This window comes from Thauera sp. GDN1 (assembly GCF_029223545.1).
Taxonomy (GTDB): domain Bacteria; phylum Pseudomonadota; class Gammaproteobacteria; order Burkholderiales; family Rhodocyclaceae; genus Thauera.
On sequence record NZ_CP097870.1, the window covers coordinates 3,004,231 to 3,019,761 of the forward strand.

Genomic DNA, 15,531 nt, shown 5'->3' on the forward strand with positions numbered 1-15,531 from the left:
GGTACGCGGGAACTGCGCGGCGGCGCCGCTCAGACCCCCAGCGTCTGGTGCAGCCAGTCCATCTTCCCGGGCAACTCGTCCGCGTTGATGGTGGCGATGATCTCGCCGTGCTCGAGCACGTAGTGGCGGTCGGCCAGCGGCGCGGCGAAGCGGAAGTTCTGCTCGACCAGCACGATGGTGAAGCCGCGCGATTTCAGTTCGACGATGACCTCGCCGAGCTTCTTGACGATCACCGGCGCGAGGCCCTCGGTGATCTCGTCGAGCAGCAGCAGCTTGGCCCCGGTGCGCAGCACACGCGCCATCGCCAGCATCTGCTGCTCGCCGCCCGAGAGCTTGGAGCCCGGGCTGTTGCGGCGCTCGTGGAGGTTGGGGAACATCTGGTAGATCTCCTCCACCGACATCGCCCCGCTCGCCACCTGCGGCGGCAGCATCAGGTTCTCCTCGGTGGAGAGCGAAGCGAAGATGGCGCGCTCCTCGGGCACGTAGCCGATGCCGTAGCGCGCCATGCGGTGCGTGGGCTCGGCGATCACCTCGCGGCCATTGACCATGATCGAGCCGGTGCGCTTGCCCACCAGGCCGAGCACCGACTTGAGCGTGGTCGAACGCCCCGAGCCGTTGCGCCCGAGCAGGGTGACGCACTCGCCGCGCGCGACCTTGAGGTCGATGCCGTGCAGGATGTGCGACTCGCCGTAGAAGGCGTGCAGGTCGTGGATCCGGAGCATCTCCGGATGAGGGGTGAAGGCACTGGTCATGGCGGTCCGGGGCGGGGATCAGTGGTGGGCGTCGCTCATGTCGGCGGAGCCGACATAGGCCTCGAGCACCTTGGGGTTCTTCGACACCTCGGCGTAGTTGCCCTCGGCGAGCACGCTGCCGCGGGTGAGCACGGTGATGCGGTCGCACAGGTTGGCGACCACCGACAGGTTGTGCTCGACCATCAGGATGGTGCGCTTGGCCGACACCTTGCGGATCAGCTCGACCACGCGTGCGATGTCCTCGTTGCCCATGCCCTGGGTGGGCTCGTCGAGCAGCAGCATGGTCGGCTCGAGCGCCAGCGTGGTGGCGATCTCGAGCGCGCGCTTGCGGCCGTAGGGCATCTCGGCGGTGATGGTGTCCGCGAACTGGGTCAGGTCGACCGCCTCGAGCAGCGCCATGGCCTCGTCGTTCAAGACCTCCAGCGACTTCGCCGAGCGCCAGAAATGGAACTCGGTGCCGAGCTTGCGCTGCAGCCCGATGCGCACGTTCTCCATCACCGTCAGGTGCGGGAAGGTCGCCGAGATCTGGAACGAGCGCACCATGCCGCGGCGCGCGGTCACCGCCGGCGCCTCGCGGGTGACGTCGCGGCCCTCGAACAGGATGGCCCCTGCCGTCGGCACCAGGAACTTCGTAAGCAGGTTGAATACGGTGGTCTTGCCGGCGCCGTTGGGGCCGATCAGGGCGTGGATGTGCCCCTTCTGCACCTTCAGGTCGACGTTGGATACGGCGACGAAACCCTTGAACTCCTTCGTGAGTCCGCGGGTCTCGAGGATGTACTCGCTCAAGGGTGTCTCCCCAGCCATTGTTCGTTCTTGTCGCGAGGGAGTGTTCCGGCTGGGCTGGGGGGCGTCAACCTATGGTTTGCCCCAATGTGCGGCGCTAACGCATCTCGAACGCCTCCTGGTGGAAACGAACGCCACCCATGCCCGTTGCGCGCAGCCCTTCACGCAGGCTGCGGGCCAGGCCACCGGGCCCGCAGAACCAGATCTCGGTCATCGCACCGGCCCGCGAACGGTCGCGCAGCGTCGCCGCGGTGAGGCGTTCGTTGCGGGCGCCGCTGATGACGTGCAGGCGGACCGCAGGCAGGTTCGCACACAGTGCCTCGAGGCGGGCGACGAAGGGATCGGTCTCGTGCTCACGCACGCTGTAATAGAAATCGACTTGCGGCGCGCGCGCCGGCGTCGACTGCAGCGCCTCCAGCCAGGCGAGAAAGGGCGTCACGCCGATCCCGCCTGCGATCCACACCTGATCCCGCCCACCTTGTCCAATCGGCAGCTCGAAGCAGCCGTAGGGCCCCTCGACACTCAAGGGCTGGCCCGCCTGCAGTCGCTGCGCCAGACCCCGGGTATAGTCGCCCAGGGCCTTGATCTCGAAGCGCACGCGACGGTCGCCACGATCGGCGCTGGCGATCGTGAACGGATGCGCGCCCTCGAGACGGTCGAAGGTCGCGAAGGCGAACTGCCCGGGACGATGTCCGCGCCAGCCCTCATCCAGCCGGCAGCTGACCTCGGTGACGCCTGCGCCCGCTTCGCGCACCGACTCCACCACCCCGCCCACGCGACGACCGTGGCCGACCCGGCCGGCCAGGACCAGCACGCCGGCAATCGAGCCGGCAGCGATCAGCGTCGCCAGCAGCAGGCCCACCGGCTGCATCCAGTAGTCGAGCGGTGCGAGGAAGGCGGCATGAAAGGCCAGCGCCAGATAAAGCACCGGCATCACCTTGTGCGCGTAACGCCAGAGCTTGAACGGAAAGCGCTTCCACAGCGTCAGCACCAGCATCGCCAGCAGCGCGTAGATCGCGAACTCGCCCAGCTCCTCGGCGACGTCGCGCATGGCCTCCAGGAAACCGCCGCCATGATCCTTGGACAGGCGTCCCTCCCTGCCCCACAGCGCCTTGATGACGTCGTCCGACATCTCGACCAGCCAGTGCAGCGCGGCGAAACCGACCGCGAGGATGCCGGCCCATTTGTGCACACGGTAGATGCGGTCCATGCCGCCGAAGGGGCGCTCCAGCCAGGCCGGACGGGTGGCGAGCACCATCGCCAGCGACATCAGCGCGAAGGACCACAGGCCGGTGAGGGTCAGCGCGTGCTCGCGCACCGCCCAGGCAGTGCCGGCACCGGTGGCGACGGCACCGGGCGCCGACAGCGTTTCCCAGCCCCATGCCAGCGTGACCAGGGCGATGAGGGCAGTGAGAAAGCGCTTCATGGTCCCGCCCTCAGTCGTCCTCGAAGTAGCCCTTGTCGGCATCGATGTGGCACGCGGTGCAGTTGGCCTTGCTGCCGACATCCTTGTGCGTCCAGTCGGATTCCGGCACCTCGTCGTGCTCGCGCACCCACTTCGGCAACTCGGTGATGCGCAGCGGCGCCTCACCCGGCCGCAGGCCGCGCAGCAGCTTGCTCGCCTGTCGGGGGGCATCGCCGGCGTTATCGACCAGATAGCGGGTGATCGCTGCCGCGGTCTCGGCATCGACGCTGGCGTCGTCGCCGAAGTGGTCTTCCAGCTCCCCCATCATGCGTTTCCACGAAGCGGCCGGAAGCATCGAGGGCGGGAAGGCGATGTGACAGCTGGCGCACTCCTGCAGCGTGAGCTTGTCGGTCACCGGCGGATAGTAATCGTCGTCGCCGGCCTGGGCACGGCCGAGCAGCATCACGGTCACCGCGAGCGCGGCGACACCGAGGGCGAGCGGGCGAAGGGCAGTCGTTTTCATGGTGGATCTCCGTGATCGTCGATTACTGGCTCGTCATCCAGGCGAGCCAGTCGCCCTTCTCGCGCGCGCTGCACTCGCGGCCGAGGACCTCGGTGCAGTTGCGCTTGAACCATTTCTCGACCTTTGCCGGGTCGCCGTAGCGCGTGGCCACCACCGACACCGCCATCGGCTCGATGGCCTTGCCGGTGCGCGTCTTGCCGGGCGCGCGGGCGTCGTCTCCATGACACGAGGTGCAGGCGGGCGTGTCGGGCTTGCCCAGGCCGAAGGAGGTGCGGTGCAGGGTTTCGCCGCGTGCGGCGGAGAAGCCGGCAAAGGCGGGATCGGCGAGGCGCGCCTCTGCGGCGTAGCGGTCGACGAGCTCGGCAGGCGGTGCGGCGAGCACCCCGGCACTCGCGCCGAGGCAGCACAGCAGCGCAATCGTGTGGAATTTGGCGTTCATGGTTCGTTCCTTGATCCGGGCGGAAAACTGTTCCGGACGGGCATCGCGGATGCCATTCGTCCGGAACCTGGTGCCCAGTGTGCAAGTGCGCGAATGAATCGAACCTGAACGCGAGACGAGCGTGCAGCAAGGCGGGCGCGACGGTCGGTGCGCGCCCATGTCGCCTGCGCGATGTTCAGCGCATGGCGAACAGCTCCTGATGGAAGTCGCCCGCTGGCAAGCCCCTGGCGACGAAGCCCTCGCGCAAGGCCTGGCCGAAAGCGCCCGGTCCGCAGAACCAGACATCCGCCTCGGCCCACCCCGGCACCGTGTCGCAGATGCGTGCCGTGTCGAGGCGACCGTCGCGGGCGCTGACCAGGACATGGAGCTTCACGCCCGCCGCCTGCGCATCGCGCCGCAGGCGCGCGATGAACTCCTCGTCGGGTTCGGCGGTGCTGTAGAACAGATCCACCGCGCGCCCATCCGATTCCACCGCGAGCGCCTTCATGCGGGCGATGAAGGGCGTGATGCCGATGCCGCCACCGACCCAGATCTGCCGGCGCTTGCCGCTGGCGCCACCGTTCGCGAAGTCGAAGCGCCCGTACGGCCCTTCGACCGTCACCAGGTCGCCGACGTGGAGCAGTTCGGGCAGGCGGGCGGTGTAGTCGCCGATGCCCTTGATCAGGAAGAACAGCCGGCCGTCACCCTGCCAGCCCGAGGAGATCGTGAACGGATGCGCGCCTTCGGCCGTCGAGAAGGTGACGAAGGCGAACTGCCCGGCCTCGTGTCCGGGCCAGCGGTCCTTGAAACGGATCGCCACCTTGAGCACGCGGTTGTCGGGGAAATTCACCAGCTCCTCGATCTCGCCCACCGCCTTGCGGCGATGGCCGACGCGGCCGGACAGGGACACCACGGCGGCCACGCTGCCGCCGGTCATCAGCACCGCGAGCACGATGCCCATCGGCTGCGCCCAGTAGGCAAAGGGCGTCAGCAGCACCGAATGGAAGACCAGCGCCAGGTAGGCGACGGCCAGCAGGCGGTGGGTCTTGAAGAACAGCCGGTAGGGGAAGCGCTTGGCGAGCGCGAGCACGATCAGCACCGCCGCCGCATAGAAGGCCCACTCGCCCACCGATTCCGCGAGCCCGCGCTGCTCGCGGAAGAAGAGCTCGACCGGGTCGGTCAGCGTCGGCTTCGGCCCCCGTTCCGGCTTGACCAGCCAGCCCCAGCCCACCGCCCACTTGGTGCCCTGCGCCCACAGCCAATGGATCACCGAGAACACCAGGCCGGTGATCCCCAGCCACTTGTGCAGGCGATAGGTCTTGTCCAGCCCGTCGAGCAGCGGCTCCACCCGCACCGGTCGCAGCGCCAGCATCATGCCCACGCTCATGACCCCGATGCCGATCACACCGGTGTAGTTGATCGCCACCGTGCGCAGCGCGAAGTACTCGTAGCCTTGCGGCAGCAGCGGATCGGCCATCCACCACAGCAGACTGAGCAGCAGCAGGAGTCCCGCATACGCAAACCGGATGTTCTTCATCGCATGCTCCATTCGCTTGAAGTCCAGCGTCGGATGAAGCGGCATGGGTAGCCTCGTCATCGGACGGAACAGCTTGATTATGCTACGGATGCTTTCGGCCCCTTTGTCGCAGCGCAAACGAACTCGCCGGCATGCCGGGCGGTCCGGTCCGGGGTGGTCGGTTCACCTCCGGTTAAGGATTGCGGCGCCATGCTCCGCCCTGTCCCGACCACGGAGTCCTTCCAATGAACACCAAGACCTTGCTCCCGTCCCTGCTGCTGGCCTTCGCTGCAGGCATCGCCGTTCAGGCGCACGCCGCCGAGGACGAAGCGAAACCCCTGTCGCCGCAGACCTGCCAGTCGGTTCGCCACGAGCTCGATGCGATGGGCGTGCACGTGCGCGAGGCGCGGACGGATCGCGCCGGAGAAGCGGCGTCGTCCGATCCTTACCAGACGCTGGCACACGAGCTCGAAACGCACCTGCAAGCATTGCAGGCCAGCCTGCCGGCACAGGCGACGCCGCGCGCGCAGGCCAGCGTGCTGCTGAGCGACATGCGCGATGCCCTGGTCCTGATCCGCGGCGCCACCCATCTCGATGCGCGCCAGCTCGCGGTGCGGCGCCTCGAGGACGATCAACGGCTCTACAATCGCGTGCTGGACACCCTGGGATGCGCCACGCCCCGACCGACCGCCCTTTGAACCGATGACATCCCTCACGCCGCGCCAGGCGCTGCTGCTCTCGCTCGCGGCAGCGCTGACCACCATTGCGATGAAGACCGGGGCCTGGTGGCTCACCGGCTCGATCGGCTATCTGTCCGACGCGCTCGAATCGGTCGTCAACCTGGCCGGCGCCGGCTTCGCGCTGTGGATGGTGTCGTATGCCCGGCAGCCCGCCGACGACGACCACCAGTACGGCCACGGCAAGGCGGAGTACTTCTCCGCCGCCTTCGAGGGCGGGCTGATCTTCATCGCCGCGCTGATCATCCTGCTCACCGCCGGCGAGCGCCTGCTCAATCCGCAGCCGATCGGCGCGCTGGGGCTCGGCACCCTGCTCTCCGTCGGCGCGAGCCTGATCAACTTCCTGGTCGCGCGGGTACTGCTGCAGGTCGGCCGCGCGCACCGCTCGCTCGCGCTCGAGGCCGATGCACGCCACCTGATGGCCGACGTATGGACCACCGCGGGCGTCGTCTGTGGCGTCGGCCTGGCGGTCGTCACCGGCTGGAGCTGGCTCGACCCCGTCGTCGCCGGCGCAGTCGCGCTCAACATCCTGCGCGAGGGCTGGGAGCTGATGCGGCGCTCGATCGACGGCCTCATGGACCGCGCGCTGTCCGAGGCCGAGGTCGCCGCGATCGAACGCACCCTCGTCGAGGCCTCGCCGCCGGGATGCTTCCACGGCAAGCTCACCACCCGCGCCGCGGGCGCGATGCACTTCGCCCACGTCGAACTGTGCGTTCCCGGGGACTGGACCGTAGCCGAAGCCCATGGGATCGCCGATGCGCTCGAACGCATCGTGCTGGAGCGCACCGGCACCCGCCTCGCGACCCACCTCGAACCGATACCGCCGCCCGTCACGCCAGACGAAGCGGACCTGCCCTGAGCGCCGCCCGCGACGGCAAACACGATCCCACGCGCCCCGATGCACCTGCTCATCGTCGAAGACGACCGCACCATCGCCGAGAACATCTACGAGTACCTGGAGGCGCGCGGCCACCAGTGCGACTACGCGAACTCGATCGCGGCGGCCTCGGCCCTGCTCGCGCGCACCCCGTTCGATGCCATGGTCCTCGACCGCAACCTGCCCGACGGCGACGGGCTCGCGCTCGCACGCCGGCTACGCGCCGAAGGCCGGGCGACCCCGATCCTGGTGCTGACCGCGCGCGACGCGCTGGAAGACAAGCTGCTCGGCTTCGAGGCCGGCGGCGACGACTATCTGGTCAAGCCCTTCGCGCTGCAGGAGCTCGAGGTGCGCCTGCTCGCGCTGGCCCGGCGCAGCGCCGCGCGGCCCGCCGCCGAGCCGGTGTTGCGTCACGGCGAGCTGGAGTTCAACGGCGCGACTCAGGAACTGTGCGTGCGCGGCCAAGCCCTGGCGCTGCCCCCGAAACCGCTGCGCCTGGTCGCCGAGCTGCTCTCCCAGCCCGAGCGCGTGTTCTCCCGGCGCGAGCTGGAGATCGCCATATGGGGCCACGAGCAGGACAGCAGCGACAACCTGCGCAGCGTGCTCCACACCCTGCGTCGCGCCCTTGGCGACGATGCGCCCACCCAGGTGGTCAATGTCCATGGACTCGGCTACAAGCTCGTCAGCCGCTGAGGGCGGCGCGCACCGCGGCCGGCGACGCCGGCTGCCGGGCGGCCTGCGCCTCCGCATCGCGCTGTCGGTGACGGCGATGCTGCTGGTGCTCATCGTCGCGCAATCGCTCGCCCTGGTGCGGCTCAACGAGGAGATGGAGGAAGAGTTCATCACCGGCACGCTCGACGAGCAGCTGCACTACAGCATCGAGCACAGTCGCCGGCTCGGCACCCTGATCGGGCCGCAGACACCGAACATGACGCTCTACCGCTTCGCCCCGGGCGAGGCGCTGCCGCAGGGGCTGAGCCCGGCACTGGCCGGCCTGGCCATCGGCAATCACGAGGACTGGTCCGCCGGCCGCGAGCTGCACGTTGCGGTGCGCGAGGCCGATGGCCAGCGCTATGTGCTCGTCTATGACGAATCCGAGCACCGCGAGCGCGAGTCGGCCGTGGTCACCACGGTCGTGATCGGTGCACTGATGCTGACGGCCTTGTCCTTCGTCCTCGTGTACGCGATCGCCGCCCGGCTCACACGCGGGCTGGAGACGCTCGCCGAACGCGTCGAGGGCGAGCGCGACGGCACGCCCTTCGCTCACGACGGGCTCGACGCCGAGCTCCTCGCCGTGGCGCGCGCCCTGGACCGGGCCGAGACACGGCAGGCGGCCGTGCTCGCGCGCGAACGGGACTTCAACGCCAACCTGTCGCACGAACTGCGCACCCCGCTCGCCGGCATCCGCAGCGACGCCGAGATGCTGCTCACCGACCCCGCGCTGTCCGACAAGGCCCGCCGGCGTGCGGAACGCATCGTCGCCACCACCGACCGCACCACGACGCTGGCCAACACCTTGCTGATGCTCGCCCGCGAGGCCCGGCCGCAGGCGCTGGAAACGGTCGACCTGGGCGCGGCGGTGCGTCGCGCCTGGGAGCGCCTGCATCCTGCCGCGGCCGAGGCACTGACGATCCGCAGCGCCGCCCGGGCCGAGATCGTGGTCGACGCCAGCCTGCTCGAACTCGTGCTGCGGAACCTGCTGGAGAACGCGCTGCGCCATGGCGAGGGACACGCGATCGAGGTCGTGCTGGAGGGAAGGTGTCTCGCCATATGCGACCGCGGCCCCGGTTTCGGCGCGGAGGATCCGATGCGCAGCTTCGAGCGCTTCCGGCGCGGCGGCAGCAAGCCGGGGCACGGACTCGGCCTGGCGCTGGTCCAGCACATCTGCACGGCCTGCGGGTGGTCCGTGCGCGCCGCGAACCGGCCCGGCGGCGGCGCCTGCCTGACGATCGATTTCGGGCCCGGCCCAGCATCGGCGTAGGGCGGCGCCGCCCTCACACTTTCCTCACGGCCGCATCACACTTTCCTCACACCCGGCTTCGTAGATTGCGTGGATCCTCACCGGCTCCGCGCGATCATGCCCGAACAGCGTCTCTCCCTCGTCTCGCCCCCCTCCACGCCCGTTGCCGCCAACCCGGCCGGCGGCACTTCCCCTGGCTCGTCCATGCTGGCCGCCGCGCGGCGCTGGCGCCCCGAGATGTCGCCAGAGGGCCTGCTGCTCGGGCTCGGCCTCTACTTCACGCTGTCCTGCAACACCCCCTTCTGGCGCGCGCTGCTCGCCAGCCGCGGCAACGAAGGCGGCGCCCTCGCGTACCTGCTCGCGCTCGGCGTCGCGCTCACCGCGCTGAACTTCCTGCTCTTCGCGCCGCTGCTCAGCCGGCGGACGACCAAGCCGCTGCTGGGCGGCCTGATCCTCGTCGCTGCGGTCGCGAGCTACTACGCCGGCCACTTCGGCGTGTATTTCGACCCGAGCATGCTGCGCAACGTGCTGCGCACCGACGTCGCCGAGGCGCGCGAGCTGCTCACCCCCGGCTTCTTCCTGCAGGTCGCGGCGCTGGCCCTGCCGCCGCTCTTCGTCCTCCAGCGCGCCCGCCTGCGCCGGCGCCCGCTGAAGCGCGCGCTGGCGATCCGCGGCGCATCGGTCGTGCTCGCGCTGATCATTGCCGCCGGATCGCTCGGCAGCGTGTTCAAGGACTTCTCGGGCCAGATGCGCAACCACAAGGAGTTGCGTTACCTGATCACCCCGGCCGCGCCGCTGTGGTCGATAGCGCGCGTGCTCAGCCGTGACGCGCAGGCGGCCCAACAGCCGCGCCGGCCCGTCGGCACGGACGCCCGCCTGGGGGCGAGCTGGGCCGCGGCGAAGAAGCCGGCGCTGTTCGTGATCGTGGTCGGTGAGACCGCGCGTGCTGCCGACTGGGGGCTGAACCGCAGCGGCGGGCAGTCGCCCGCCCGCGACACCACGCCCGAGCTCGCCCGCCGCGCGGTCATCAACTTCCCCGACGTGACGAGCTGCGGCACCAACACCGAGGTGTCGGTGCCGTGCATGTTCTCGCTGCAGGGCCGGCGCGACTACGACGAGGACGCCATCCGCGGCAGCGAGTCCCTGCTCGACACCCTGCAGCACGCCGGCCTGCGCGTGGTGTGGAACGACAACCAGTCGGGCTGCAAGGGCGTGTGCACCGGCGTGGAGCGCATGCGCCCCGACCCGGCCAGCCTCCCCGGACTGTGCGACGGCGAGCACTGCCTCGACGAGGCCCTGCTCGAGAGCAGCCGCGGGCTGCTGCGCGACGCCAAGGGCAACCTCGTGCTCGTGCTGCATCAGCTCGGCAACCACGGCCCGGCGTATTTCCGCCGTTATCCCGAAGCCTTCCGCCGCTTCACGCCGACCTGCGACGACGAGGACCTGTCGAAGTGCAGCCGCGAACAGATCGCCAACAGCTACGACAACGCCCTGCTGTACACCGACCATGTGCTCGCGCGCGGCATCGACCTGCTGCAGGAACTGGCGCCGCGCTACGACACCGCGCTGCTCTACGTTTCGGACCATGGCGAATCGCTCGGCGAGAACGGCCTCTACCTGCACGGCCTGCCCTATTCGATCGCCCCCGCGGAGCAGACCCGCGTGCCGATGGTGATGTGGCTATCGAGCGGTTTCGCCGCGCGCAACAGGCTCGATCCCGCCTGCCTGCGTACCCAGGCCGACAAGCCCGCCGCGCACGACAACCTGTTCCACACCGTGCTCGGCCTGCTCGACGTCAACACCGCGGTCCGCGACGACGCGCTGGACCTCACCGCACCCTGCCGGAGCTGAACACATGCGGCCAGGCGAACTTTCCACCTCCGTTCCCGTGCCCGCGCTCGATGCGACGCGCCGGTGGCTGCTCGCGCAGTCCGCGCTGCTCGCACTGAGCGCCTTGGTGCTGTACTGGACCTTCGAAGCCACCGATCTCGACCGTCTGCTGGCGCAGTCACTCTTCGACCCCGAACTCGGCATCTTCCCCCTGCGGCGCAGCTGGCTCCTCGAGGCGGTGATGCACAAGGCGGCCAAGCAGCTCACCTACGTGCTGGTGGCGGCCAGCCTTTACGTCTGCTGGCAGGGCTGGAAAGGCCGGCTGAGTTGGCTGCCGCCGCGCAATGCCCTGCTCGCGGCGCTCGGCATGCTGGCGATCCCGCTCGCGACCTCGACCGCGAAGCTGCTGACCGCGCGCTACTGCCCCTGGGACCTCGTCGAGTTCGGCGGCTATGCGCCTTATCTCGGCTTGTTCGACCCCGCGCCGGCGGGCATCAAGGCCGGGCAGTGCTTCCCGGCCGGGCATGCATCGACCGGCTTCCTGTGGATCGTGTGGGCGGTGGCGCTGCGACCGGCCGGGCTGCGCATGGCACGCCGCGCGCTCCTCGTCGGCCTGCTCGCCGGCGCCACCCTCGGCACCGCGCGCATGCTGCAGGGCGCACATTTCCTGTCGCACACGCTGTGGACCCTGTGGCTGGCCTGGGGGGTGAGCGTGAGCCTCGCGGTGGCGGTGCGCGCCGACCTCGGTAGCGGAGATCGCCAGGGGTACTGAAAGGGCCGGCGCGTACTGCATGCGCATGACGGAAAAAACGGGCGGCCGCCCGGAGGCGCGCCGCCCGTTCTTGCTGCAGATCCGGCCTGGCGCCGGATCAGTTCCCGCTCATCGCCATCATCAGCTGGTTGATGCGCTTCACGAAGGTCGCCGGGTCGTCGAGCGTGCCACCCTCGGCGAGCAGGGCCTGGTCGAACAGCACCGCCGCCCAGTCGTCGAAGTGCTTCTCCTCGTACTTCAGGCGCAGCACCGCGGGGTGGCTCGGGTTGATCTCGAGGATGGGCTTGGACACCGGCGCGCTCTGCCCGGCGGCCTTGAGGATGCGTGCGAGGTTCATGCCGAGGTCGTGCTCGTCGGCCACCAGGCAGGCGGGCGAATCGGTCAGGCGCAGAGTCACCTTCACGTCCTTGACGCGCTCGCCCAGGCTCGCCTTCATCTTGTCGAGCAGCGCCTTGTACTCGTCGGCGGCCTTCTCGGCTTCCTGCTTCTCGGCCTCGTCCTCCAGCGCACCCAGGTCCAGCCCGCCCTTGGCCACCGACACCAGCGGCTTGCCGTCGAACTCGGTGAGGTTGCCCACCACCCACTCGTCGACGCGGTCGGTGAGCAGCAGCACCTCGATGCCCTTCTTGCGGAAGACCTCGAGATGCGGGCTGTTCTTGGCGGCGTTGAAGGTCTCGGCGGTGACGTAGTAGATCTTGTCCTGGCCTTCCTTCATGCGGCCGATGTAGTCGGCGAGCGACACCACCTCGTCCTGATTATCCAGCCTGGTCGAGGCGAAGCGCAGCAGGCCGGCGATCTTGTCCTTGTTGGCGAAGTCCTCGCCCACGCCTTCCTTCAACACCTTGCCGAAGGCCTTCCAGAACTCGGCGTACTTCTCCTTGTCCGCGGCCTCGTCGCTGTTGGCCAGGCTCTCGAGCAGGGTCAGCACCTTCTTCGTGCAGCCGGCGCGGATGGTGTCGATGTCCTTGGATTCCTGCAGGATCTCGCGCGACACGTTGAGCGGCAGGTCGGCCGAATCGACCACGCCGCGCACGAAGCGCAGGTAGGTCGGCATCAGCTTCTCGGCGTCGTCCATGATGAACACGCGCTTCACGTAGAGCTTGATGCCGTGCCTGGCGTTGCGGTCCCACAGGTCGAAGGGCGCGTTCTTCGGGATGTAGAGCAGATTGGTGTATTCGTGGCGCCCCTCGACGCGCGAGTGCGTCCACGCCAGCGGATCCTCGAAGTCGTGGGCGACGTGCTTGTAGAAGGCGGTGTACTCGTCTTCCGTGATGTCGTTCTTCGAGCGCGTCCACAGCGCGTTGGCCTGGTTGACGGTCTCGTCCTCGTCGGTGACGACCTGGGCCTTCTGCTCCTCGTTCCACTCCTCCTTCTTCATCACGATCGGCTGCACGATGTGATCGGAGTACTTGCGGATCAGGCTCTTCAACTTCCACGACGACAGCAGGTCTTCCTGGCCCTCGCGCAGGTGCAGGGTGATCTCGGTGCCGCGGCCGGGCTTGTCGACCGGCTCGACGGTGTAGGCGCCGGCCTCATCGCCCGCCATCGAGCACTCCCACTTCACGCCCTCGCCCGCGGCCAGGCCGGCGCGGCGGGTGAGCACGGTGACGCGGTCGGCGACCAGGAAGGCGGAATAGAAGCCCACGCCGAACTGGCCGATGAGGTTGGCGTCCTTCTTCTGGTCGCCGGTGAGCTTGCCGAAGAATTCGCGCGTACCCGACTTGGCGATGGTGCCGAGATGGGCGATCGCCTCGTCACGGCTCATGCCGATGCCGTTGTCGGCGATGGTGATGGTCTTGGCCTCGGCGTCGAAACCGATGCGGATCTTCAGCTCGCTGTCGTTCTCGTACAGGGCGCCATTGTCGAGCGCCTCGAAGCGCAGCTTGTCGCAGGCGTCGGAGGCGTTGGAGACGAGCTCGCGCAGGAAGATCTCGCGGTTGGAATACAGCGAGTGGATCATCAGGTGAAGCAGCTGCTTCACCTCGGCCTGGAAGTTCATCGTCTGGGCGGCTGCGGTTTCGGACATGGATACGACTCCAGCTTGGTTACGGATCAGTGCGTCCGCAGATGGGGACGCACTTCCGGCTTTCAAGCCCCTGCCACGCGCTCGTCGCTCGCCCGCCCTGCGCTCACAGGTACTGCACGTCGGTGATCTCGATCTCGCGCATGCCCGCCGGGCTCTGGAAGCGCACCACGTCGCCCACTCGCGCCTTGAGCACCGCCCGCGCCAGCGGCGAGATCCAGCTGATCCGCCCCTGCGCGGCGTCGGCCTCGTCCACGCCGACGATCTGCCAGGTCTGCTCGTCCTCGGTGGCGAGGTCGTAGAAGCTCACCGTGGCGCCGAAGAACACCTGCTCCAGGCCCTGCTGGCGCTCGGGGTCGACCACCTCGGCGCTCTCGATGCGCTTGATCAGGAAGCGGATGCGGCGGTCGATCTCGCGCAAGCGCTTCTTGCCGTAGATGTAGTCGCCGTTCTCCGAGCGGTCGCCGTTGCCGGCAGCCCAGGCCACGGTCTCGACCAGCTTGGGGCGCTCGATGCGCACGAGCTGGTCGAGCTCGACGCGCAGTGCGTCGTAGCCGCGCCGGGTCATGTAGTTCTTGCTGCCCGCGGGCAGGCGCAGCGCGGGGGCGAGCTCCTCGTCGTCGTCCGCGGCGCCGTCGTTTTCCTTGACGAAAGCCTTGTTCACTTGCGCATTTCCGGTATTGGCGAAAGCCGCATGGTAAGAAATCCATCGCCGGCACGCCAAGCCCGGGCGCGGGCGAACGCGGATGCCGCGAGCACGCGGCTCACCGGCCGGCGGCAAGCCGGCGGCAAGCAAGTTGTCATCGCCCCCGCCGCCGCATACCATTCCGGGCAGGACACGGCGCACATCCGCGCCCCGCCGACGACGGCGCAACGGCAACGCGAGAGGGAAGCAGGCATGATCGACAAGGCATTCGACGAAGTGACCAGCTTGCACCTGCGCCTCGAGGAAATGCGCCTCGAGCATCGCGACCTCGACGACGCGATCACCCGCCTCACCGACTCGCCGACCGGCGACGAGCTGATGCTGCGCCGCCTCAAGAAACGCAAGCTCGCGCTCAAGGACCGCATCATCGCGATCGAGCACATGCTGAGCCCGGACGAACCCGCCTGACATAGCCAGACCCTCTCATGAAAGACATCCAGGTACGCGGCCAGGTGGCGGCCGTCGCGGTGCACGGCGAAGCGGCCGCAGCACCGCTGCTGCTGATCCATGGCGCCGGACACGACCACGGCGTCTGGGACGGAATTGCCCCTGCCCTCGCCGCCGCCGGCCACCGCGTCGTCGCGCCCGACCTGCCGGCCCACGGCGCCTCGGCCGGCGAAGCGCTGCCGAGCATCGACGCGATGGCCGACTGGGTGCTCGCGGTGGCCGACGCGCTGGGCGTGGACAGCTTCCGCATCGCCGGCCACAGCATGGGCTCGCTGGTCGCGCTCGCCGTCGCCGCGCGCGCGCCGGCGCGCGTCGGGGCGCTGTACCTGCTCGGCAGCCTGGCACCGATGCCGGTCGCGCCCTTCGTGCTCGACGCCGCGCGCACCGATCCGCCGCGCGCCTGGGCGCTGATCAACAAGTTCTCCTTCGCCCCCGCCGAGCTGATCGGCGAGCAGCGCCGCGCCGAGCTTGAAGCCGCCAACCTCGAGCGCATGCAGCGCCAGGGCGCGGACGTGCTCGCCACCGACCTGGTCGCCTGCGACAGCTGGCAGGACGGACTGCAGGCCGCCACCCGGGTGCGCTGCCCGGTGCTGCTGCTGAGCGGCGACTGCGACCGCATGACCCCGGCCGACGCGGTGCTGCCGCTGCGCGACGCCTTTACCGCCTGCGCGGCGCGCCTGGTCGTGCTGCCCGGCGCGGGCCACGCCCTGATGCAGGAAGCGCCGCAGGCGCTGGTCGACGCGATGCGGGCGGGGGCCTGAACCACCGCCCTGCTCCGCCGT

16 protein-coding genes are annotated in these 15,531 nt (G+C 69.2%); 8 read left to right on the plus strand and 8 right to left on the minus strand.

The window, feature by feature from the left end; translation table 11 throughout:
- Positions 1 to 29: 29 nt before the first annotated feature.
- From CKCBHOJB_RS13775 to CKCBHOJB_RS13800, 6 genes are all read right to left on the minus strand, one after another.
- The gene (locus tag CKCBHOJB_RS13775) at positions 30 to 752 is read right to left on the minus strand and encodes an ABC transporter ATP-binding protein (RefSeq protein WP_281049229.1); all 723 of its coding nucleotides are present in this window, start codon (positions 750 to 752) and stop codon (positions 30 to 32) included.
- A gap of 18 nt (positions 753 to 770) precedes the next feature.
- Positions 771 to 1,538: an ABC transporter ATP-binding protein gene (locus CKCBHOJB_RS13780; protein WP_281049230.1), complete on the minus strand. Its 768-nt coding sequence runs from the start codon at positions 1,536 to 1,538 to the stop codon at positions 771 to 773.
- 94 nt (positions 1,539 to 1,632) lie between these two features.
- Positions 1,633 to 2,961 carry a ferric reductase-like transmembrane domain-containing protein gene (locus CKCBHOJB_RS13785; RefSeq protein ID WP_281049231.1) on the minus strand — a complete coding sequence of 443 codons (1,329 nt, stop codon included), beginning with the start codon at positions 2,959 to 2,961 and terminating at the stop codon, positions 1,633 to 1,635.
- 10 nt (positions 2,962 to 2,971) lie between these two features.
- Positions 2,972 to 3,463 carry a diheme cytochrome c gene (locus CKCBHOJB_RS13790; protein WP_281049233.1) on the minus strand — a complete coding sequence of 164 codons (492 nt, stop codon included), beginning with the start codon at positions 3,461 to 3,463 and terminating at the stop codon, positions 2,972 to 2,974.
- Positions 3,464 to 3,485: 22 nt separating this feature from the next.
- Positions 3,486 to 3,902 (minus strand): DUF1924 domain-containing protein, encoded by a 417-nt coding sequence (locus CKCBHOJB_RS13795; RefSeq protein ID WP_281049234.1) that lies wholly within the window; start codon positions 3,900 to 3,902, stop codon positions 3,486 to 3,488.
- A 175-nt stretch (positions 3,903 to 4,077) separates the two neighbouring features.
- Complete coding sequence (locus tag CKCBHOJB_RS13800) at positions 4,078 to 5,418, minus strand: ferric reductase-like transmembrane domain-containing protein (RefSeq protein ID WP_281051698.1); 1,341 nt, start codon at positions 5,416 to 5,418, stop codon at positions 4,078 to 4,080.
- Between the two features lie 224 nt (positions 5,419 to 5,642).
- On the opposite strand from CKCBHOJB_RS13800, the gene CKCBHOJB_RS13805 reads away from it, so the two are divergent.
- From CKCBHOJB_RS13805 to CKCBHOJB_RS13830, 6 genes are all read left to right on the plus strand, one after another.
- A complete protein-coding gene (locus tag CKCBHOJB_RS13805; protein ID WP_281049235.1) occupies positions 5,643 to 6,095 on the plus strand; it encodes a hypothetical protein in 453 nt (150 codons plus the stop codon).
- A 4-nt stretch (positions 6,096 to 6,099) separates the two neighbouring features.
- The gene (locus CKCBHOJB_RS13810; RefSeq protein ID WP_281049236.1) at positions 6,100 to 6,993 is read left to right on the plus strand and encodes a cation diffusion facilitator family transporter; all 894 of its coding nucleotides are present in this window, start codon (positions 6,100 to 6,102) and stop codon (positions 6,991 to 6,993) included.
- Positions 6,994 to 7,032: 39 nt separating this feature from the next.
- Entirely contained in the window at positions 7,033 to 7,704 is a 672-nt protein-coding gene (locus CKCBHOJB_RS13815) for a response regulator transcription factor (protein ID WP_281049237.1), read from the plus strand.
- The gene (locus CKCBHOJB_RS13820) at positions 7,673 to 8,992 is read left to right on the plus strand and encodes a HAMP domain-containing sensor histidine kinase (protein ID WP_281049238.1); all 1,320 of its coding nucleotides are present in this window, start codon (positions 7,673 to 7,675) and stop codon (positions 8,990 to 8,992) included. The genes CKCBHOJB_RS13815 and CKCBHOJB_RS13820 overlap by 32 nt, the downstream gene beginning before the upstream one ends.
- A gap of 96 nt (positions 8,993 to 9,088) precedes the next feature.
- Entirely contained in the window at positions 9,089 to 10,822 is a 1,734-nt protein-coding gene (locus tag CKCBHOJB_RS13825) for a phosphoethanolamine--lipid A transferase (protein WP_281049239.1), read from the plus strand.
- A gap of 4 nt (positions 10,823 to 10,826) precedes the next feature.
- Positions 10,827 to 11,573: a phosphatase PAP2 family protein gene (locus CKCBHOJB_RS13830; protein WP_281049240.1), complete on the plus strand. Its 747-nt coding sequence runs from the start codon at positions 10,827 to 10,829 to the stop codon at positions 11,571 to 11,573.
- Positions 11,574 to 11,670: 97 nt separating this feature from the next.
- Here CKCBHOJB_RS13830 and htpG read toward each other — a convergent pair whose 3' ends face one another.
- On the minus strand, positions 11,671 to 13,599 hold the full coding sequence (htpG, locus tag CKCBHOJB_RS13835; protein WP_281049241.1) for a molecular chaperone HtpG: 1,929 nt from the start codon (positions 13,597 to 13,599) through the stop codon (positions 11,671 to 11,673).
- Between the two features lie 103 nt (positions 13,600 to 13,702).
- Positions 13,703 to 14,260, minus strand: coding sequence for a transcription elongation factor GreB (gene greB, locus CKCBHOJB_RS13840; RefSeq protein ID WP_281049242.1), 558 nt, complete (start codon positions 14,258 to 14,260; stop codon positions 13,703 to 13,705).
- A 234-nt stretch (positions 14,261 to 14,494) separates the two neighbouring features.
- Between greB and CKCBHOJB_RS13845 the strand changes: the two genes are divergently transcribed.
- Both CKCBHOJB_RS13845 and CKCBHOJB_RS13850 read left to right on the plus strand, forming a co-directional pair.
- Positions 14,495 to 14,710, plus strand: coding sequence for a YdcH family protein (locus tag CKCBHOJB_RS13845; RefSeq protein ID WP_281049243.1), 216 nt, complete (start codon positions 14,495 to 14,497; stop codon positions 14,708 to 14,710).
- 17 nt (positions 14,711 to 14,727) lie between these two features.
- Positions 14,728 to 15,510, plus strand: coding sequence for an alpha/beta hydrolase (locus tag CKCBHOJB_RS13850; protein WP_281049244.1), 783 nt, complete (start codon positions 14,728 to 14,730; stop codon positions 15,508 to 15,510).
- Positions 15,511 to 15,531: the final 21 nt, after the last annotated feature.